Annotated in this window: 20 protein-coding genes; 8 read left to right on the top strand and 12 right to left on the bottom strand. The window is 59.0% G+C overall.

Going from position 1 to position 20,517, the window contains the following annotated elements; translation table 11 throughout:
• Window positions 1–30 precede the first annotated feature (30 nt).
• Complete coding sequence (locus ACR0B3_RS05185; protein WP_480808142.1) at window positions 31–2,577, top strand: TIGR02302 family protein; 2,547 nt, start codon at window positions 31–33, stop codon at window positions 2,575–2,577.
• On the opposite strand, the gene ACR0B3_RS05180 is transcribed toward ACR0B3_RS05185, so the two are convergent.
• Window positions 2,574–3,302 (bottom strand): zinc-ribbon domain-containing protein, encoded by a 729-nt coding sequence (locus tag ACR0B3_RS05180; protein ID WP_480808141.1) that lies wholly within the window; start codon window positions 3,300–3,302, stop codon window positions 2,574–2,576. The two genes, ACR0B3_RS05185 and ACR0B3_RS05180, sit on opposite strands and share 4 nt — an antisense overlap.
• 182 nt (window positions 3,303–3,484) lie before the next feature.
• Here ACR0B3_RS05180 and ACR0B3_RS05175 point away from each other — a divergent pair, with 182 nt between their 5' ends.
• The 4 genes from ACR0B3_RS05175 to ACR0B3_RS05160 are packed head-to-tail and all read left to right on the top strand — an operon-like array spanning window position 3,485 to window position 6,390.
• Window positions 3,485–4,162 (top strand): ATP-binding cassette domain-containing protein, encoded by a 678-nt coding sequence (locus tag ACR0B3_RS05175; protein WP_170760308.1) that lies wholly within the window; start codon window positions 3,485–3,487, stop codon window positions 4,160–4,162.
• Window positions 4,159–5,058, top strand: a complete 900-nt coding sequence (locus ACR0B3_RS05170) for a cell division protein FtsX (protein ID WP_480808140.1) — start codon at window positions 4,159–4,161, stop codon at window positions 5,056–5,058. The genes ACR0B3_RS05175 and ACR0B3_RS05170 overlap by 4 nt, the downstream gene beginning before the upstream one ends.
• Entirely contained in the window at window positions 5,058–5,798 is a 741-nt protein-coding gene (locus ACR0B3_RS05165; RefSeq protein ID WP_480808139.1) for a lysophospholipid acyltransferase family protein, read from the top strand. Before ACR0B3_RS05170 ends, ACR0B3_RS05165 begins: the two co-directional genes overlap by 1 nt.
• Window positions 5,785–6,390 (top strand): pyridoxamine 5'-phosphate oxidase family protein, encoded by a 606-nt coding sequence (locus tag ACR0B3_RS05160; protein ID WP_480808138.1) that lies wholly within the window; start codon window positions 5,785–5,787, stop codon window positions 6,388–6,390. Before ACR0B3_RS05165 ends, ACR0B3_RS05160 begins: the two co-directional genes overlap by 14 nt.
• 20 nt (window positions 6,391–6,410) lie before the next feature.
• Here ACR0B3_RS05160 and ACR0B3_RS05155 read toward each other — a convergent pair whose 3' ends face one another.
• On the bottom strand, window positions 6,411–7,004 hold the full coding sequence (locus ACR0B3_RS05155) for an NAD(P)H-dependent oxidoreductase (protein WP_480808137.1): 594 nt from the start codon (window positions 7,002–7,004) through the stop codon (window positions 6,411–6,413).
• Between the two features lie 101 nt (window positions 7,005–7,105).
• On the opposite strand from ACR0B3_RS05155, the gene ACR0B3_RS05150 reads away from it, so the two are divergent.
• Complete coding sequence (locus ACR0B3_RS05150; RefSeq protein ID WP_480808136.1) at window positions 7,106–7,684, top strand: TetR/AcrR family transcriptional regulator; 579 nt, start codon at window positions 7,106–7,108, stop codon at window positions 7,682–7,684.
• A 17-nt stretch (window positions 7,685–7,701) separates the two neighbouring features.
• On the opposite strand, the gene lpdA is transcribed toward ACR0B3_RS05150, so the two are convergent.
• The 9 genes from lpdA to mdh all read right to left on the bottom strand — a co-directional run bounded on the left by lpdA (window position 7,702) and on the right by mdh (window position 18,264).
• A complete protein-coding gene (lpdA, locus tag ACR0B3_RS05145) occupies window positions 7,702–9,090 on the bottom strand; it encodes a dihydrolipoyl dehydrogenase (protein WP_480808135.1) in 1,389 nt (462 codons plus the stop codon).
• 69 nt (window positions 9,091–9,159) lie between these two features.
• On the bottom strand, window positions 9,160–9,432 hold the full coding sequence (locus tag ACR0B3_RS05140; RefSeq protein WP_480808134.1) for a hypothetical protein: 273 nt from the start codon (window positions 9,430–9,432) through the stop codon (window positions 9,160–9,162).
• Between the two features lie 2 nt (window positions 9,433–9,434).
• Entirely contained in the window at window positions 9,435–10,949 is a 1,515-nt protein-coding gene (odhB, locus tag ACR0B3_RS05135; protein ID WP_480808133.1) for a 2-oxoglutarate dehydrogenase complex dihydrolipoyllysine-residue succinyltransferase, read from the bottom strand.
• Window positions 10,950–10,952: 3 nt separating this feature from the next.
• Window positions 10,953–13,910 (bottom strand): 2-oxoglutarate dehydrogenase E1 component, encoded by a 2,958-nt coding sequence (locus tag ACR0B3_RS05130; RefSeq protein ID WP_480808132.1) that lies wholly within the window; start codon window positions 13,908–13,910, stop codon window positions 10,953–10,955.
• Entirely contained in the window at window positions 13,907–14,446 is a 540-nt protein-coding gene (locus ACR0B3_RS05125) for a DUF805 domain-containing protein (protein ID WP_480808131.1), read from the bottom strand. Before ACR0B3_RS05125 ends, ACR0B3_RS05130 begins: the two co-directional genes overlap by 4 nt.
• A gap of 34 nt (window positions 14,447–14,480) precedes the next feature.
• Complete coding sequence (gene sucD, locus ACR0B3_RS05120; protein WP_170455655.1) at window positions 14,481–15,362, bottom strand: succinate--CoA ligase subunit alpha; 882 nt, start codon at window positions 15,360–15,362, stop codon at window positions 14,481–14,483.
• Between the two features lie 42 nt (window positions 15,363–15,404).
• On the bottom strand, window positions 15,405–15,794 hold the full coding sequence (locus tag ACR0B3_RS05115) for a hypothetical protein (protein WP_480808130.1): 390 nt from the start codon (window positions 15,792–15,794) through the stop codon (window positions 15,405–15,407).
• Between the two features lie 6 nt (window positions 15,795–15,800).
• Window positions 15,801–16,994, bottom strand: a complete 1,194-nt coding sequence (gene sucC / locus ACR0B3_RS05110) for an ADP-forming succinate--CoA ligase subunit beta (RefSeq protein ID WP_170685292.1) — start codon at window positions 16,992–16,994, stop codon at window positions 15,801–15,803.
• 307 nt (window positions 16,995–17,301) lie between these two features.
• On the bottom strand, window positions 17,302–18,264 hold the full coding sequence (gene mdh, locus ACR0B3_RS05105) for a malate dehydrogenase (RefSeq protein ID WP_010442827.1): 963 nt from the start codon (window positions 18,262–18,264) through the stop codon (window positions 17,302–17,304).
• Window positions 18,265–18,425: 161 nt separating this feature from the next.
• Between mdh and ACR0B3_RS05100 the strand changes: the two genes are divergently transcribed.
• Window positions 18,426–19,181, top strand: a complete 756-nt coding sequence (locus ACR0B3_RS05100; RefSeq protein ID WP_480808129.1) for a sulfite exporter TauE/SafE family protein — start codon at window positions 18,426–18,428, stop codon at window positions 19,179–19,181.
• On the opposite strand, the gene ACR0B3_RS05095 is transcribed toward ACR0B3_RS05100, so the two are convergent.
• Window positions 19,178–19,477: a hypothetical protein gene (locus ACR0B3_RS05095; RefSeq protein WP_480808128.1), complete on the bottom strand. Its 300-nt coding sequence runs from the start codon at window positions 19,475–19,477 to the stop codon at window positions 19,178–19,180. The two genes, ACR0B3_RS05100 and ACR0B3_RS05095, sit on opposite strands and share 4 nt — an antisense overlap.
• Window positions 19,478–19,652: 175 nt before the next feature.
• On the opposite strand from ACR0B3_RS05095, the gene ACR0B3_RS05090 reads away from it, so the two are divergent.
• A complete protein-coding gene (locus ACR0B3_RS05090; RefSeq protein WP_480808127.1) occupies window positions 19,653–20,510 on the top strand; it encodes an HpcH/HpaI aldolase/citrate lyase family protein in 858 nt (285 codons plus the stop codon).
• The last annotated feature ends 7 nt before the right edge of the window (window positions 20,511–20,517 follow it).

The raw sequence follows: 20,517 nt of genomic DNA, 5'->3' as shown, positions 1-20,517 counted from the left end.
ATAGGCGCGTGGGCCGATCAGGAGGCCCGCTTGCGCGATAACCAGACCCTGCCGATTCCAAGACTGTCCCTGTGGCTGACGCACGGGGGTATGCTGGCCGAGCAGGTCATGCGCGCCTTCTGGCCTTTTTTCTCGATCTTAATGACCCTATTGGCGGCTTTAATGCTGGGGTTACAAGACCTTGTGCGCATTGAAACCGTTTGGGTTTCTGCCGCGGTCGGGCTGATCGCGCTGTTTGTAACGGCGATTCTTGGCGTTCGGTGGTTTCATTTGCCGACGCGGGCCGAGGCGCTGGTCCGGCTGGATGAAACTCTGCCGGGTCGTCCGATCCAGGCGCTGATGGACGATCAGGCCGTTGGTGCCATGGATGCGGATTCGGTCGCTTTGTGGCGGGCGCACCAATCCCGGATGGCGGACCGCGTATCCAAGGCTGATCCGGTGAAACCTGATCTAAGGTTGGCCTCTCGCGACCCCTACGCCCTGCGCTATGCTGCATTGCTGGCATTGGTTGTGGCCGCGCTGTTCGGGTCATTCTGGCGGATCGGGTCCGTTGCTGACATGACGCCGGGGACCGCGCAGGCCGCGCAGGGGCCGACATGGGAAGGTTGGGTCGAGCCACCGCGCTATACCGGCTTGCCAACGCTCTATCTGGCGGATCAGACCGATCCCACGCTGACGGTGCCCCAAGGCAGCCGCATCACGTTGCGCTTTTACGGTGAGATTGGTGCACACAGTCTGACCGAGACAACAACGCCGCTTGGAACCGAAGCCGCGACAGAGCCCGAGCAGGACTTTGTCGCCGACCGCTCTGGCCAGTTGCGGATTGAAGGCCCAGCGGGGCGCGATTGGGCGCTGGAAATCCTTGCGGACACCGCGCCTCAGATCGAAGTGGCGGGGAATGCTGAATCCGAAGCTGGCGGCCAGTTGAAGCTGCCCTTTACCGCAGCGGATGACTATGGAATCGTTTCTGGCACGGCACGGATCGAACTGGATCTTGCTTCAGTGAACCGCGAGTTTGGTCTGGCGACCGAACCGGAGCCGCGTGAGACCATCACGGTCGAGCTGCCGATGCCGATCACCGGCGACCGGACCGAGTTTACTGAAGACCTGATCGAAGATTTCTCGCAGCACCCATGGGCGCATCTGCCTGTAAAGATCACCCTCATGGCCCTTGATGCGGCAGATCAGGAGTCAGTGGCGGAACCCTATTCGACCGAACTGCCCGCGCGGCGGTTCTTTGACCCTTTGGCCGCGGCGGTGGCAGAACAGCGCCGCGATCTGCTTTGGTCACGCGAAAATGCACTGCGCGTGGCGCAATTGCTGCGCGCTGTATCGCATCTGCCCGAAGACCTGTTTCGATCTGACACGGCCTATCTGCGCCTGCGCGTGATCCTGCGCCGGCTAGAGGCGTTTGACCAATATGGCGCGCTGAATGTCGAACAACAGGAAGAGATTGCTCAGGCCCTTTGGGAACTTGCCGTTCTGATCGAAGACGGAACGCTGGCCGATGCGCTCGAGCGGATGCGCCGCGCGCAGGAGCGTCTGACCGAGGCCATGCAAAACGGTGCCAGCGACGAGGAAATCGCCGAGCTGATGCAGGAACTGCGTGAGGCGACCGAGGACTACATGCGCCAGTTGCAGCGCCTAGCGCAGGAGAACGGTGAGACGCAACAAGGCCAGCAGGGTCAAAATGGCGAGACTATGCAGATGACGCAGGATGATCTGCAGCGCATGATGGATCGCATTCAGGAACTGATGGAACAGGGCCGCATGGCCGAGGCGCAGCAGGCGCTGGAAGAGTTCCAGCAGATGATGGAAAACATGCGCGTCACCCAAGGGCAGGGCCAAGGTGGCCAGTCCGAGGGGCAACAGGCCATGGAAGGCTTGGCTGAAACTCTGCGCGAACAGCAAGGGCTCAGTGATCAGGCCTTCCGCGATCTTCAGGAACAGTTCAGCCCCGGCACCCAATCTGGTGAAAGCCAAGGGAACGAAGGCCGCAACGGTGGTCTTGGTCGAGGCCAGAGCCACGAAGGCCAAGGCGGTCAGGGCGAAGGACTGGATGAGGCGGGCGAAGGCCAGCAGGGTCAAGGTTCGCTCGCAGATCGGCAACAGGCGCTGCGAAACGAACTTAGACGGCAGGAACAGGGTCTGCCCGGCGGTGGCACGCCCGAAGGCGATGCTGCGCGCGAATCGCTGGGTCGCGCCGGGCGCGCAATGGACGAGGCCGAGGATGCGCTGCGCGGCAATGATCTGGCCGAAGCGATTGATCGTCAGTCAGAGGCGATGGAAGCCCTGCGCGAAGGCATGCGCTCACTCGGAGAAGCGCTGGCGCAGAACCAGCAAAACCAACCGGGGCAAGGCACCGAGGCCGGTGATATGCAAGCCAACAACCGGGACCCATTGGGCCGTGCACCGGGATCGGCAGGATCAATCTCGACCGATGACAACCTGTTGCAAGGTGAAGACGTCTACCGTCGCGCGCGCGAGTTGCTGGATGAAATCCGTCGCCGGACGGGCGAGCAGGATCGGCCTCAGCTTGAGCTGGAATATCTCAAGCGCTTGCTTGAACGGTTCTAGTTTTGCCCTGCGCCACCCGTTTGCGCTTCCAGCCACAGGCGCGCCTGATCGACCAATGAGACGTATGATTTCAGCACCGGATCAGCTTGCGGAACCGCTTCGCTGATCTGATTGGCATTGCCATAGATCAGAAACAGAATGACCCCTACGATGACGATCAGCGCAAAGCCGCGCAGGAACCCGCCAGATTTGCGCGCCGGGGCGACCGCCTCGGTCTCGTCCGACGTCAATTCGCTGCGTAGGCCCGAATTGATCGCCTCGACATCCGGCAACTCATCTTTCTGACCGGCATCTGAGGCCGTTTCTGTGGCTGCGGGACGTTTGGGTTTGACTTGGGGTTCTTCGGGCGGATCCAGCGCCAGATCGGGCTGGCTTTCCAGACTGCTGCCTTCGCGCATGCGCAGTTCGGCCTCGCGCGCCGCCTCTTCACGCAGGATGCTGGATACCGCAGGGTCCACATTGCCAACAGGTTCTTCCGCTACCGGTTCCGGCTCAACCGCTTCGGGTTCCGGCGCGTCCTCTGCCTTAACCTCATCCGGTTCAGCAAAGGCTGCTTCGATTGCCGATGCAGCTTTCGCTTCCGGCTTTGCGTCACTCGCGGCGGGGTGTTTGTCCTGAAACCAGGTCTCTTCGCAGTTCGAGCACTGAACTTCGCGCCCGTCTTCCGGGATCACCTCGTCTGGGACTTCGTACTGGGCACTGCAATTCGGACACGTTAAACGCATTCTGCCTCCTGGCCGTCAAGGCTGGCCTGATAGTAGTTTTTTCAGGGATGATATTCCGTTAAGACCCAACAGCAAAGCGTGTTTTCGGTTTCGCGGGCCAAGTGTCGCCAATTGGCCCCGCCCGAGGCATTGAATCCACCGCTGCGCTCGGGCAAGAGAAGTGCAGAACAATGGGGGCAGGCGTGATCGAGCTGGAAAATCTCAGCTATACCTACGGCGGCGGCGAATTGCTGAGCGATGTGTCGCTGCAATTACAGCCCGGATCGTTCCACTTTCTGACGGGCCCGTCGGGCGCGGGCAAGACCACGTTGCTCAAGCTCTGCTATGGCGCGTTGCTGCCGACCTCGGGCAGGTTGATGGCCTTTGGTGAGGATATCGCCCGCATGGATCGCGATCAGATGGCTCTGCTGCGTCGCCGGATTGGTGTGGTGCATCAAGATTGCCGCTTTTTGGATCACATGACGCTGGCCGAGAATGTCGCGCTGCCGTTGATGGTCTCGGGACGGGCAGAAAATGGGCAGCAGGATGATCTGACCGAGCTGTTGGGCTGGGTCGGGCTTGGCAGCAGACTAGAAGCGCACCCGCCCGAATTGTCAGGGGGTGAACGCCAACGCGCCGCATTGGCCCGTGCGGTTATTCTCTCGCCCGATGTCGTGCTTGCGGATGAACCCACCGGCAATGTGGATTGGGAGATGTCGCAACGGCTGCTGCGCCTGCTGGTCGAACTGAACCGCATGGGCAAGACCGTGCTGATCGCCACTCATGACCTCAGCCTGATCCGCGCGGCCAAAAGCCAGGTTCAAGCCCGTGTTCTGCGTATTGCCCAACGCCGGATTCAACTCGCGGGGGCGGATCTATGAGCACGGGCACAATCCGCAACCTGCTGCGCCGAGATACCCGCGCCGATCGGGTGGTGCCACCCACGGGCTTCACCGCGCAGCTGACCCTTTTTGTCTCGGGCGCGATGGCGTTTCTGGCAGTGTTTGCGCTGGCCTTGTCGCTGGCCTCGGGCCGTTTGGCAGATCGCTGGGCATCCGAACTGGCGGGCGCTGCGACCTTGCGGATCAATGCACCTGCCGACCAGCGCGCGGCACAGACTGAGGCCGCGTTGACAGTCCTGCAGCAGACGCCGGGGGTTGCATCAGCCCGCGCGTTGACCAGCGAAGAACAGGCCGCACTGCTTGCGCCCTGGTTCGGGCCGGACTTGCCGCTGGATGCCCTGCCAATCCCGCAGCTGATCGAGATCATCGAAGGTGAACCCGGCCTGGATGCGGCAGGCCTGCGCCTGCGATTGGGGGCTGAGGTGCCCGGCGCGGTTTTGGATGATCATACCCGCTGGCGTGAACCGCTGGTGGATGCGGCCAATTCGTTGCGGCGTCTGGGCTGGATTTCGATCCTGCTGATCGGCAGCGCCACCGCCGCCATGATCACGCTCGCTGCCAACGCCTCACTCGCTGCCAACGCGCAGATTATCGAGGTGTTGCGGCAGGTCGGTGCACGCGACCGGTTCATCGCCGGAGCCTTCGTGCGCCGTTTCACTTTCCGCGCGCTTTTTGGCGCCACAGTCGGCACCCTGTTGGGAATGTCTGGTGTTTTACTATTGCCCGAGGCTTCCGATACGGGTGGCTTTTTGACCGGGCTTGGGTTTCAAGGGATCGGATGGCTGTTGCCTGCGCTGATTCCGATACTGGGCGCCGCCGTCGCCTTTTTGGCCACATGGTCCGCCGCGCAGCGCAAATTGAAGGAGCTTTCGTGATGTTCATGGCCATTCAATGGGTCCGATCGCTGATCTTCATGATCGTCATCTATGCCTGGATGCTCGTGCTAGGCATTGTCTTCGCCCCTTACGCTCTGTTTGCCAAACGCGGTGCATTGCGGGCCTGCAAAACCTATGCGCGCACGACCATGTGGCTGGCCCGCTGGATGGTAGGCATTCGCTGCGAAGTACGAGGCGACGTGCCCCTTGGCGAGGTGGTCGTGGGGGCCAAGCACCAATCCTTCCTCGACATCATCATTATTTTCAACGCGGTGCCTCATGGCAAGTTCATCATGAAACGTGAATTGCTGTGGACGCCGATCATCGGAATGTACGCGCGTCGCTTGGGTTGTATCCCTGTCAATCGCGGCAAACGCGGTGCAGCGGTTGCCAAGATGGTCAAGGACGTCGCCCGCGAGTTCAGCGAACCCGGCCAGTTGGTGATTTATCCCCAAGGCACGCGCGTCGCACCGGGGGTACACAAACCCTATAAGGTCGGGACGGCAGTTCTGTATGAAGGTTTGGGTTTTCCCTGCGTGCCGGTGGCCACCAATGCGGGGGTCTTCTGGCCCAGAACGGGCGTCATGCGCAATCCTGGCACCGCGATTGTCGATTTCCTCGACCCGATCGAACCCGGCGTGGCGCGCAATGACTTTCTGGGACGGCTGGAAAACGTGATTGAGACACGGTCTAACGAATTGATGCGAGAAGTGGGGTTTGACCCGGATGGAGTTCGTTAAGGATATCACCGCGCTTGAGGCGCTCTATGGCACGCCCGGAGCAGCGGCCACGCGCAAAGTGGCGCGAAGACTGACGCCTCTCTACCGCCAATGGATCATGGCCTCGCGCCTGTGTATTCTCAGCACTGTCGGCCCCGAAGGCGTTGATGGTAGCCCGCGCGGGGATGACGGTCCGGTTGTGCTTGAACTCGACCCGGGCACCCTGGCCCTACCGGATTGGCGCGGAAACAACCGCTTGGATTCATTGCGAAACATCGTACGTGACCCCCGTGTGTCGCTGATGTTCATGGTCCCCGGTTCGAACAATGTTGTGCGGGTGAACGGGGCGGCCCAGCTGACCGTTGACGAGGGCCTCCGCGCACGGTTCGAGAAACGCGGAAAACGCCCCGCAACCGTCATCGTGATCGAGATTTCCGAAATCTACACGCAATGCGCCCGTGCCCTGATCCGGGCCGGCACTTGGCATGGCCGTGATGAAAGCGAAGGCCTGCCAACGGTCGGCGAAATCCTGTCGGAAATGACGTCGGGTGAAGAAGGCGGTGCGCAATATGATCAGGAATGGGGTGCCCGCGCCGCTAAAACCATGTGGTAGAGCACCCTTGGCGCTTGCGCTCAAAGCGCGGCGGCACCCATTTTGGCCACCTTACTGATCCAACGATCAACATTTCCGGGTTTGGGATAGCTCGCACCCGCAAAATAGGTAAACCGCGTGGGTTTGAATCCGACAAAACCCAAAATCTGATCGCGTATTTGCCGCAGCAACGCTTGGCGATAAATCAGACGCATGAACCAGCCCGGCGTGTCGGATGTCAGGATCACTCGTGCAGTGCGGCCGGTCAGCATCGGCGCAGGAAAACCGATCTTCGTTGTGTTTCGCGTATCGAATGTGCGCCCCGGAATGAAAGCCCGGTCGATTAGACCTTTCAGTTTGGCAGGCAATCCTCCCCACCACATCGGCGTTGCAAGGACAAGGTGATCGCTCCACTCGAAATCCTGCAAAACCTGTTCAAGCACGGGTTCAAGCGGTTTGTAATCTTCATAGTTTCCCTGCCCAAAGTCGTGATCGAACTGCAGATCACTCAGATGCACCATCCGTACCTCATGCCCCTGCGCAAGGGCCGCATCTGCATAAGTTTGTGCAAAGGTTCGGGAAAGACTGCTTTTTCCGGGGTGTCCATCGAGGACAAGTATCTTCTTCGTTTGCATTGTGATTCTCCAAAAATGACCGTGGTCACTTTCTAAATGTAAAAAGTGACCGTGGTCAATAATAAATTTGACCGCGGTCAATAAATGTGCGAGCAAGCGTCATGAAACAGCCGATTCAAAAACGAACGCTCAAAACACGTGCGCGCCTAATCTCAGCAGCAGAGGGCGTGATCCAGGTGAATGGGTACGAGGCCTTGCGCGTAGAAGAGGTGGTTCAGGCCGCTGGCGTCGCCAAAGGAACGTTCTTTGCCCATTTCCGTGACAAAGATGCTCTGATGGAAATCCTTCTGGCGGAAAAGCTGAACGCTTACTTTGATCAGGCCGAGGCCGGGCCTTCTCCAAAAACGGTATCCGAACTTATCGCCGCGTTGGATTCCGTGCACGGTTTCATGACGGTTGAACGCTATGTATTCGATCTGCTCATCCGATATTCGGGTGCGACAGCGATCACCGAAATCGGTCCGATCGCCTATTTCTTTGAACGGTATTTTCGCGTCGTAATGATGTGGCTTGAAAAAGCGGATGTCCGCAAAGACGTACCTGCTGAGCTTTTGGCCGAAGGGGTGCAGGCCTTTGCCATTCAGGCCATGTCGTTGCGCTTCTGTGAGCTTCACGCATCGACCCGTTTTGAGGACCGGCTCGAAACCTATCTTGAGGCGTGGTTGACCCCGGCGAGATAATTGCCGGGGTCTGACCGTCAGCTATGAATAGGCCCGTCACCGCAGGCCAAAGCGGCCTCGCGGACCGCTTCGGAATAGGTCGGGTGGGCGTGGCAGGTCAGCGCCAAATCTTCGGCTGAGGCGCCGAATTCCATCGCCACGCAAACCTCGTGGATCAAATCCCCTGCTGCTGGGCCGATGATATGCGCGCCCAGAATACGGTCGGTTTCTTTGTCGGCCAGAATCTTAACGAAACCGTCCGTCATCATGTTCGCCTTGGCGCGGCCATTGCCCATGAACATGAACTTTCCGACCTTATAGGCGCGGCCCTGTTCCTTCAGCGTTGTTTCGGTTTCACCCACATTGGCCACCTCGGGCCAGGTGTAGATCACGCCTGGAATGACACCATAGTTCACGTGGCCATGCTTGCCCGCGACCTGCTCGGCGGCGGCCATGCCCTCGTCTTCGGCCTTGTGGGCCAGCATCGGGCCTTCGGTCACGTCGCCGATGGCGTAGATGCCCGGAACATTGGTTTGCCAATCGGCCCCAACCTTGATCTGGCCGCGCGGCGTCATTTCAACGCCCAGAGCGTCAAGCCCCAGCCCGTCTGAGTACGGCTTGCGCCCCGTGGCCACCAGCACGGTATCGGCATCGATCACATGCTCGCTGTCATCCTTCAGCAGCTTGTACGTTACCTTGGCTTTGGTTTTGGTTGCCTCGGTTTTTTGCACCGCTGCGCCCATGACAAATTTCAATCCCTGCTTCTTGAGGATACGCTGGAAGGTCTTCTGCACCTCAGGGTCCATGCCCGGCGTGATTTCCTTGAGGAATTCGATCACCGTCACCTCGGCGCCCAAACGGCTGTAGACCGAACCCAGCTCAAGCCCGATCACACCGGCCCCGATCACCACCATCTTTTTGGGAATCTTGCCCAGCGACAGCGCCCCGGTCGAAGTCACGACAACTTTCTCGTCGACCTCAACACCGGTCAGCGCAGATGGCTCAGAACCCGACGCGATGATGATATTCTTGGCCTCATGCACCTCATCACCAACCTTGACCTTGCCCGCAGCAGGGATCGATCCCCAACCTTTCAGCCAGTCAATCTTGTTTTTCTTGAACAGGAACTCGATGCCCTTGGTGTTGCCCTCGATCACCTCGTCCTTATAGGCCTGCATCTGCTTCCAATCGACCGAAGGCGATTTGCCCTTCAGACCCATCTTGGCAAAGTTATGCTCGGCCTCGTGCAACTGATGCGAGGCATGCAGCAGCGCCTTGGACGGGATACAGCCCACATTCAGACAGGTGCCGCCCAGTGTCTCGCGTCCTTCGACCACGGCGGTTTTCAGTCCCAGCTGGGCACAGCGGATGGCGCAGACATAGCCGCCCGGGCCTGCTCCGATTACGATGACGTCATAATTTGCCATTTTATTCTCCTAAAACTTGAGGAGTGAATTGTGAAAGAAGCGGCCCGTTCCCTTGGTCCGCTTGATGACTCATGTGACCGGGGTCAACACCTTGACCTGAATATGTGCCACGCCACCACGTTCGTGATGCATGGCCAGTTCTTCGGATTCAATAAAGTCTTGTGCACGATCCAGATCCGTAATTTCGAACAAAGCAACCGCATGGTCCTTCTGCGCCGGATCTTGCCAGATGTGGAGGTCGCGGATACCCGCGGCCTCGCGCATCTTCTTGTCTTCCTGAAACACTTTCAGCCAGACATCGAAATCGGCCACATCAGCCTGCCAGAGTACATGTGTCGCCATGATTACAGGTCCATCAGCAGACGGCGCGGATCTTCCAGCGCCTCTTTCACGCGAACAAGGAAGGTCACTGCGCCTTTGCCATCCACGATGCGGTGATCATAAGACAGGGCCAGATACATCATCGGGCGGATCTTGATCTCGCCATTGATGACCATCGGGCGATCCTGAATCTTGTGCATGCCCAGAATACCCGATTGTGGGGGGTTCAGGATCGGCGAAGACATCAACGAGCCATAGACACCACCGTTCGAGATCGTGAACGTGCCGCCCTGCATTTCCGCCATCGAAAGCTTGCCGTCACGGGCGCGCTTACCCTTCTCGGCAATCGCCTTTTCGATGGCCGCAAACGACATCGAGTCCGCGTCCCGGATGACCGGAACCACCAGACCCTGAGGCGTGCCGGCGGCAACACCCATATGCACGAAGTTCTTGTAGACGATGTCATTGCCATCGATCTCGGCATTCACCTCGGGCACTTCTTTCAGCGCGTGGCAGCAGGCCTTGGTGAAGAAAGACATAAAGCCCAGTTTCACGCCATGCTTCTTCTGAAACAGCTCTTTGTATTCGTTGCGCAGGGCCATCACCTCGGTCATGTCCACCTCGTTATAGGTGGTCAGGATGGCGGCAGTGTTTTGCGCATCCTTCAGTCGCTTGGCGATGGTCTGGCGCAGACGGGTCATGCGCACGCGTTCCTCGCGGGCTGCATCATCTGCGGCGACCGGCGCGCGCGGTGCCTGGGCAGCGGGGGCGGGTGCCGCCGCAGGTGCCGGGGCCGCTGCCGTTGCGACCGCCTTAGCTACGTCTTCTTTCATGATGCGACCATCTCGACCGGTTCCTGTGACCTGATCAGCAGACAGACCGGCTTCGGCCATCGCTTTTTCGGCTGATGGTGCGTTTGCCACATCCTTGCCGGTGCTTGCTGCCGCAGCCGGGGCTGCTGCCGCTGCCACCGGAGCGGGTGCAGCACCCGCCGCCGCGCCGGAAATCACTGCCAGCTTGGCGGTGGCATCCACGGTGGCGCCCTCGGGCGCCACGATCTCAGCCAATACGCCTCCTGCCGGGGCGGGAACCTCGACCGAAACCTTGTCGGTTTCCAGCTCACACAGCATCTCGTCCTGCGCCACGCTGTCGCCGACCTGCTTGAACCATGTTGAAACGGTTGCCTCGGTCACGGATTCACCCAGCGTTGGCACCATGACGTCCACGCTGCCTCCCGACGCAGCCGGAGCTGCCGCAGCAGGGGCCGGTGCAGCCGCAGCCGGAGCGGGGGCTGCGCCTTCGCCAGCGGTTATCGTTGCCAACAGGGCATTGACACCAACGGTCTCACCTTCGCCAGCGACGATCTCTCCCATGGTTCCTGCAGCCGGAGACGGGACTTCGACCGTGACCTTGTCGGTCTCCAGCTCACACAACATTTCATCCACGGCGACCGCATCGCCCGGCTTTTTGAACCAGGTTGCAACAGTGGCTTCGGTGACAGACTCGCCCAGCGTGGGAACACGAACTTCAATCGTCATCGGTTACTTTCCTTCAATGGTCAGCGCTTCGTTCACCAGCGCTTCTTGTTGGGCTTTGTGTTGGCTGGCCAGACCCGTCGCGGGCGAGGCCGAGGTTGCGCGGCCCGCGTAAATCGGGCGTGTGTTTTTGGCGCCGATGCGGGTCAGGACCCATTCGATATTGGGTTCGATAAAAGTCCAGGCCCCCTGGTTCTTGGGTTCTTCCTGACACCAGACCATCTCGGCCCCCTTGAAACGCTCAAGCTCGTTGATCAGCGAATGCGCGGGGAACGGATAATACTGTTCAATCCGCATCAGGTAGATGTCGTCAATGCCACGCGCGTCGCGTTCTTCAAGCAGATCAAAATAGACCTTGCCCGAACACATGACGACCCGCTTGATCTTGTCATCTGCCACCAGCTTAGTGTCCGAGTTGCCCTGTTGCGCGTCATCCCACAGAACCCGGTGGAAGCTCGAGCCTGTGGTGAATTCCTCGGCCTTGCTGACCGCCAGCTTATGGCGCAGCAGAGATTTCGGCGTCACCAGAATAAGCGGCTTGCGGAAGGTCCGGTGCAATTGACGGCGCAGGATGTGGAAATAGTTCGCAGGTGTCGTGCAGTTCGCAACGATCCAGTTATCCTGACCGCACATCTGCAGGAACCGCTCAAGCCGTGCGGACGAGTGTTCGGGGCCTTGCCCTTCGAACCCATGCGGCAGCAGCGTGACCAGACCCGACATCCGCAGCCATTTCGATTCGCCTGAACTGATGAACTGATCGAACATGATCTGTGCCCCGTTGGCGAAATCGCCAAACTGTGCCTCCCAAAGCACCAGCGCATTGGGTTCGGCCAGCGAATAGCCGTATTCGAAGCCCAAAACTGCGTATTCGGACAGCATCGAGTCGATTACGTCGTAATGCGATTGCCCGGCGCGGATGTTGTTCAGTGGGTAATAACGTTCTTCGGTCTCCTGGTTGACCAGTCCAGAATGACGTTGGCTGAACGTGCCGCGCGTCGCATCCTGTCCTGCCAAACGCACCGGGTAGCCTTCGGTCAGCAACGAGCCGAAAGCCAGCGCTTCGCCGGTGGCCCAGTCAAAGCCGGCACCCGATTCGAACATCTGTTTCTTGTGATCCAGAAGACGACCCACAGTCTTGTGCAGCGCAAACCCCTCCGGAGCACTGGTCAACGCGGTACCAATCTCAGCAAACGTTTCCGGAGTAATCGCGGTCTCACCCCGCATATACTCGTCTTTGTGCTTGTCCAGATGCGACCAGCGCCCATCCAGCCAATCAGCCTTGTTGGGTTTGTAATCCTTCCCGGCATCGAACTCTTCGTTCAGATGCGCCTGGAATGCGGCCTTCATATCCTCGATCTCGCCCTCGGGGATCAGGCCATCCTTGACCAGACGTTCGGTGTACAGCGACAGCGTAGTCTTATGCGTCTTGATCTTCTTGTACATGATCGGGTTGGTGAACATGGGTTCGTCACCCTCGTTATGACCAAACCGGCGGTAGCAGAAGATATCCAGCACCACGTCCTTGTGGAACTTCTGGCGGAACTCGGTCGCCACTTTGGCGGCATGCACCACCGCCTCGGGGTCGTCGCCATTCACGTGGAAGATCGGAGCCTCAACCATCAGCGCGATATCCGTGGGATAAGGGCTGGAACGGCTGAAATGCGGCGCGGTGGTAAAGCCGATCTGGTTGTTTACCACGATATGCATGGTGCCGCCGGTCTTGTGCCCCTTCAGGCCCGACAGGCCAAAGCCTTCTGCGACAACGCCCTGACCGGCAAAGGCCGCATCACCGTGCAGCAGGATGCCCATGACCTTGGTACGGTCCTCGTCGTTCAACTGGTCCTGCTTGGCGCGGACCTTGCCCAGAACGACGGGGTTCACCGCCTCAAGATGGCTAGGGTTCGCCGTCAGCGACAGGTGCACCGAATTGCCATCAAACTCGCGGTCGCTGGAGGCGCCGAGGTGATATTTCACATCGCCTGACCCATCTACGTCCTCAGGCTTGAAGCTACCGCCCTGAAACTCGTTGAAGATCGCGCGATAGGGCTTGCCCATCACGTTGGCCAGAATGTTCAACCGGCCCCGGTGGGGCATGCCGATCACTATATCGCTGAGGCCCAAGGCGCCGCCGCGCTTGATGATTTGTTCCATCGCAGGGATCAGCGCCTCGCCACCATCCAGACCAAACCGCTTGGTGCCCATGTATTTCACATGCAGGAATTTCTCGAACCCCTCGGCCTCGACCATCTTGTTCAGGATCGCCTTGCGGCCTTCCTTGGTGAAGGCGATTTCCTTACCGAACCCCTCGATGCGTTCCTTCAGCCACGCGGCCTCTTCCGGGTTCGAAATATGCATGTATTGCAGCGCGAAGGTGCCGCAATAGGTCCTCTTCACGATCTCGACGATTTGTCGCATGCTGGCCATCTGCAGGCCCAGCACGTTGTCAATAAAGATCGGTCGATCCATGTCAGCATCGGTGAACCCGTAAGTCTTCGGGTCCAGCTCGGGATGCGTACTGGCGGCGCGCATGCCCAGCGGGTCCAGATCAGCTGCCAGATGTCCCCGGATACGATAGGCCCTGATCAGCATCAGCGCCCGCAGGCTGTCCAGCACCGCGCGCTTGATCTGGTCATCGCTGACCTCGACCCCCTTGGCTTCGGCCTTGTCCTTGATCTTCTTGCCCGCCGCCTTCGCGTCAATCTCGGCCCACTCACCGGTCAGCGCCCCGGTCAGATCATCCGCCGGCATCGGAGGCCAATCACTGCGCGCCCACGAAGGCCCCTCGGCCTCGCGCTGCACATCCGGCGCATCATCGCCCATGGCCTTGAAAAACTCGACCCAGGCCGCGTCTACCGCGCCGGGGTTCTTGGTGTATTGGGCATAAAGCTGCTCCAGATATTCGGCATTATGCCCCTGCATGAAGCTTGAAGCGTGAAACTGGTCGTTGGGCGAATGTTCGGTCATTGGGCTACCTCATATGGGTTGGGACCGTATTGGTTGGTGCCTGGTTCGCTGGGGCGGGTCAGCCACCACAGAACCAGGAGGGGCGACACGATGAGAACCAACAGTGTCGGAATGACGATAAGAAGTGTTGCGCGTGTGAACAGGATATCCAGTGTGCCACCATGAAACTGGCTGGCAAGGCCGATGCCAAAGATCAGAACGGCCAGCGCACCGAGGATCAGAAGGATCGGCAACAACGCATAAAACCCACTCCGCCCGGTATCATGCATCCGTCGCCACGCGACGGCCAAATGGGGGAAAAAGACGATCAGGCTGACGATGCTTTGCACCGGTTGCGAAGAACTGGCCGAGACGGATTTGGAAGTCTCTGTTTCGGTCACTGCAACCTGAGTGAAGAACTGCCAGTCGATGATCCCGGCGATGATGTTCCAGATCACGATGAACAGAAAAAAGAACCAGTATTCGGGCCGTGAAGCACGGCCCGAGAAGGTGAAGAACTTGGAGAAACAGGCTCTAACGGCTTCGCCGAAGGTCATGTTTACCGCTCCTCCCAAAGCAGTCCGATTCTGGTTACCCAATCGCTTCCAGCACAGCCTCGCCCAGCTGCGCCGGGCTTTCGGCCACGACGATACCGGCCGAGCGCATGGCTTCGATCTTGTCCTCGGCTCCGCCTTTGCCGCCGGCGACAATTGCGCCCGCGTGGCCCATGCGGCGGCCCGGAGGGGCTGTGCGGCCTGCGATGAAACCAGCGGTCGGCTTCTTGCGGCCCTTCTTGGCCTCGTCCGCCAGGAACTGGGCGGCTTCTTCCTCGGCCGAGCCACCGATCTCACCGATCATGATGATCGAGTGAGTCTCGTCATCGGCCAGGAACCATTCCAGCACGTCGATATGCTCGGTGCCTTTGATCGGATCACCGCCGATGCCCACGCAGGTGGACTGGCCCAGACCCACATCGGTGGTTTGCTTGACAGCCTCATAGGTCAGCGTGCCCGAACGCGACACAACACCGACCGAGCCGCGCTTGTGGATGTGGCCGGGCATGATGCCGATCTTGCAGGCATCCGGAGTGATAACACCTGGGCAGTTCGGGCCGATCAGACGCGAGTTTGAGCCTTCCAGCGCGCGCTTGACCTTCATCATGTCCAGAACCGGGATGCCTTCGGTGATGCAGACGATCACTTCCATCTCGGCATCAATCGCTTCGAGGATCGAGTCTGCCGCAAAGGGCGGCGGCACATAGATCACGCTGGCATTGGCTTCGGTCACATGCTTGGCCTCGTGGACCGAGTTGAACACGGGCAGGCCCAGATGCTCCATCCCGCCTTTGCCGGGGGTCACGCCACCGACCATCTTGGTGCCATAGGCAATGGCCTGTTCAGAGTGAAATGTGCCCTGCGAGCCGGTAAAGCCCTGACAGATCACTTTGGTATTTTCGTCGATGAGGACTGCCATTTTTAGGAGTCTCCTGAATTTGCCGCGCCGTGAGCGCGAGTGTTAAGCCTCCGAGGCGATAACCGCCCCTCCAAGTTTTTTTCCTTCGGCTTTGCCGCGATGGGAGTGATGCAAACGAACGACTTCAAATCGTTCTGCACCATTTGATTGAACAAACACGGAGTCGATCTTGGCGCGGTTCATTGACTTTTCGATTTCAGCCATTGCGTCTTTCCAGTGATCGAAGAATCCCAAATCTCTGTAGAGGTTGCCGGACTGTCTGATTAGCGCTGCGGAGACAGGGCCATCTTTTAATGTGCAAACTTCTCGCATTTGGGAAACGTAGATTGTGTCAGTTCGATTTGGATCAGCCAGTCGGTTTTCTTTCGCTACAAAGACCACGATGACCAATGCAGCGAAGGCTAACAGCGCGATGGCTTCTCCCACTCCCATGTTGGCTTAACCCTTAACCGCCTTCACGATCTTCTCGGCACCGTCTTTCAGGTTATCCGCCGCGATCACGTCCAGGCCCGAGGTGTTGATGATCTCTTTGCCTTTCTCGACATTCGTGCCTTCCAGACGCACGACCAGCGGAACCTGCAGGCCGACCTCTTTCACCGCAGCAACCACGCCCTCGGCGATGACGTCACAGCGCATGATGCCGCCGAAGATGTTGACCAGAATGCCTTTGACCTGCGGGTCCGAGGTGATGATCTTGAACGCCTCGGTCACTTTCTCTTTGGTGGCACCGCCGCCTACGTCGAGGAAGTTGGCAGGTTCGGCGCCATATAGCTTGATGATGTCCATCGTCGCCATTGCCAGACCAGCACCGTTGACCATGCACCCGATCTCACCATCCAGGGCGATGTAGTTCAGGTCGTATTTGGAGGCTTCCAGTTCCTTTGGGTCTTCCTCGGTCGTGTCGCGCAGCTCGGCAATATCCGGGTGGCGGTAGACCGCGTTGCCGTCAAAGCCGACCTTGGCGTCCAGCACCTTTAGATCACCGCTGTCCGAGACGATCAGCGGGTTGATCTCCAGCATCTCCATATCCTTCTCGACGAAGGCATTATAAAGCTGGTTCATCAGCTTGACGCATTGCTTGATCTGCGCACCTTGCAGGCCCAGCGAAAACGCGATGCGGCGACCGTGGTAAGGCTGATAGCCTGTCGCTGGGTCTACCGAGAACGAAAGGATTTTCTCGGGCGTGGCGGCGGCCACTTCCTCGATATCCATGCCGCCTTCGGTCGAGCACACGAACGAAATCCGGCTGGTCTGGCGATCCACCAGCAGAGCCAGGTACAGTTCGCGTTCGATGCCCGAACCGGCCTCGATATAGATGCGGTTCACCTGCTTGCCTGCTGGACCGGTCTGATGCGTGACCAGCGTGCGGCCCAACATCTTCTTGGCTTCTTCGGCGGCTTCTTCCACCGATTTGGTCAGACGGACACCGCCCTTTTCGCCCGCGTCGGTCTCTTTGAACGAGCCCTTGCCGCGCCCGCCCGCGTGGATCTGCGCTTTGACAACCCAAAGCGGCCCATCCAGTTCACCGGCTGCGGTTTTGGCTTCCTCGGCGCGCAACACGGCGCGACCATCGGAGACCGGAGCGCCATAGCTGCGCAATAGAGCTTTGGCCTGATATTCGTGAATATTCATCGATACTGTCCCGTCTGACTACGATTACCCTGTTATAGGGGTGTCTAAGCGCCAAAATTAAAGAGTTTTTTGACGTGTCACGGGAATTTGCCGAAGATTTTCAGTATTTGTGATCACAGGTTTTTGGGGTGTGATCACAAAGCGCAAAAGGCGCACGAGCTTGATTCGACTAGATGGGTTTGTACTGGGAAAACACATTCATGTTTCGGATTTGCGACGTTTGCGCCAACATTTCTGAGCCAAATGTTCAGCTCAAAAGAAAACCGGCCCACTAAAGGGCCGGTTCTGAAGTCCTGTGCGTGTATGATTACGCCAGCGAGCTGTCGATGCCTTTACATGCCTCGATCAGGCCTTTCACAGCATTCACCGAGTTGTCGAAACCGGCCTGCTCTTCCTCGTTCAGCTTGATGTTCACGACCCGCTCGACACCACCGGCACCAATCACGGTCGGGACGCCGACATACATGCCTTCAACGCCCAGCTCTCCATCGCAATAAGCGGCACAGGGCAGAACGCGTTTCTGGTCTTTCAGATAGGCTTCGGCCATTTCGATCGCCGAAGTGGCGGGCGCATAGAAGGCCGAGCCGGTTTTCAGCAGACCAACGATTTCGGCACCGCCGTCACGGGTGCGCTGAACGATGGCGTCCAGTTTCTCTTGTGTGGTCCAACCCATTTCAACCAGGTCGGGCAGCGGGATACCTGCGACGGTCGAATAGCGAACAGAAGGCACCATCGTGTCGCCGTGACCACCCAGAACAAAGGCGGTGACGTCGCGCATCGAGACGTTGAACTCTTCCGACAGGAAGTGTGCAAAACGGCCTGAATCCAGAACGCCTGCCATACCGCAAACCTTGTTGTGCGGCAGGCCCGAGAATTCGCGCAGAGCCCAAACCATCGCGTCCAGCGGGTTGGTGATGCAGATGACAAACGCATCAGGCGCATTGGCGGCAATACCTTCGCCAACCGATTTCATGACTTTCAGGTTGATACCCAACAGGTCGTCGCGGCTCATACCTGGTTTGCGCGGCACACCGGCGGTCACGATGCAGACGTCCGCGCCTGCGATATCCTCGTAGGACTGGGTGCCCTTCAGCTTGGCGTCAAAGCCTTCCGAGGGGCCGGACTCGGCGATATCCAGCGCCTTGCCTTCCGGGGTGCCTTCGGCGATGTCGAACAGGACAACGTCACCCAGTTCTTTCATTGCAGCGAGGTGGGCGAGCGTGCCGCCGATCTGACCTGCGCCGATCAGCGCGATCTTGGGTCTGGCCATTTGGAATATCTCCGATGGGTTTTGAAATCGCGGTTTTGCTAGTCGTAAATGCGACGTCGCGCAAGCCTTCTGCGCCGCGGCATGCTATCGCATACCGTTTGCATGCCCCGTACCGATTGCGCTAAACCGCCTGTGACACATGCATATTTCCGGGGCGCCCGATGTTCGAGATGAACCTTATGTTTTTTGCCGTGGCGATCCCGGCGGTGATCTTCGCGGGTATCTCGAAAGGCGGGTTCGGCTCAGGTGTGGCTTTTGCGTCGTCGTCGATTCTGGCGTTGATCCTGACGCCCGGGCAGGCGCTGGCGTTGATGCTACCGATCCTGATGGTGATCGATGTCGCCACTCTAAAGCCCTATTGGAAACGCTGGAGCTGGGCAGATTCCCGCCTTCTGATCCTGGGTGCAATTCCCGGCGTCGCACTGGGCGCGTGGCTTTATCGCGCCACTGATGATGATTTGCTGCGTCTGCTGATCGGCGGGATATCGGTCGGCTTCGTGATCTGGCATATCGCCCAGACCCGAGGCTGGGTGCGTGGTTTCGCAAATCGCCTGCCCCCTTCGGCGGGTTTGTTTGCCGGGCTGATCGCCGGGTTTACCAGCTTTGTCAGCCATGCGGGCGGCCCGCCCGCCGCCGTGTACTTGTTGTCTCAACGCCTGTCGAAGACCGAGTTTCAGGCTTCAACCGTTCTGGTCTTTTGGGTGATCAACGCTGTCAAATTTGTCCCGTTTGCCTATCTGGGCCTGTTTACCTGGCACACAGCCTTGGCTGACCTGTTGCTCACCCCGTTTGCGATCCTTGGGGCCTGGCTGGGTGTCCGGGCGCATTTCATGCTCTCAGAACGTTTGTTTTTCAACATTGCCTACGTTCTGCTGACCCTGACAGGGTGCAAGCTGATCTGGGATGCGCTGGTTTAGGTGTTAGGCGGCAGCGTTTCGGCCAGTGTTTCATAAGATTGACCCGAGGCGACCAGGCAGGTCACGCCTTCCGGCAAGGTCACAACAATGGTCCAGCTGCCGGATTGGTCCGATGCGAAAACCTCCATCACGGCACCCTGACGCGCTATCCCGATGCCACGTCGGGTTTCGCCATAGGTCTGCGCCAATCGCTTGATAACATCCTCGCGTGGCGCGCAATTCTGGGCGCTGACCTGTTGTGCTGCCAGCACCATGATGCCCAAACCAATCGTCATTTTCAGCAATATCGCCTTCATTGGTCACCCCTTTCGTGTTCTTCCTCAAAGCAGCGTGCCGCAGGCAAACGGACATCGCGTTAAGGCAACGCACGTTGCGCAGCGCTGGAAATGCTGCGCTGCGGCGATTTTGTTCTTGAACTTTCCGCCAAAAAATGCCCCATTCCGCGCAACATTATTTCAATGGGAGAGTCCTGTGGACCCGCGCCAACGCCCCTATCGCTCAGTTCTCTATATCCCCGGCTCACGAGAGCGGGCACTGGACAAGGCGCGCACGCTGCCGGTGGATGCGATCATTTTTGATCTCGAAGACGCGGTTGCCGCCGATGAAAAAGAGAACGCGCGCGAAACGCTCAAGGCGGCTCTGGCCGCCGGAGGGTATGGCGCGCGCGTCAAGATCGTGCGCATCAACGGGCTCGATACCGAATGGGGGCGTGCGGATGCCGAGGCCGTGCGTGAGATGGACGCCGACGCGGTGCTTCTGCCCAAGGTCAACTCCGCTGCTGATGTGGATGCGCTCTCCGCGATCACCGGCGATCTGCCGATCTGGGCTATGATGGAAACGCCGCGCGGTATGTTGAACGCAACGGAAATAGCAGCCCATTCGCTGATGGCGGGCTTTGTCATGGGCACCAATGATCTGGCGAAAGAGCTTCAAACCCGCTTCCGCCCCGACCGTTTGCCGATGATGACCTCGCTGGGGCTGTGCCTGCTGGCGGCCAAGGCCGAAGGGCTGCTCATCGTCGATGGCGTTTACAATGCGTTCAAGGACGCCGATGGCCTGCAGGCTGAATGTGCCCAAGGCCGCGACATGGGTTTTGACGGTAAAACGCTGATCCATCCCGCGCAGGTTGAGATTGCCAATTCTGCCTTCGCCCCATCGGAAGATGAGATTGATCTGGCCCGCCGTCAGATCGCCGCCTTTGAAGAGACCGAGGCCCAAGGACAGGGCGTTGCCGTTGTTGACGGCAAGATTGTTGAAAACCTACACGTTGTATCTGCCCGCGAAACTCTGGCAAAAGCAGAGGCGATAGTAGCTTTGCAAGCGGGGTAAGCCAGCG

It is taken from the genome of Ruegeria sp. CE9 (assembly GCF_056537425.1).
This window is presented reverse-complemented; position numbering and strand designations above follow the sequence as displayed.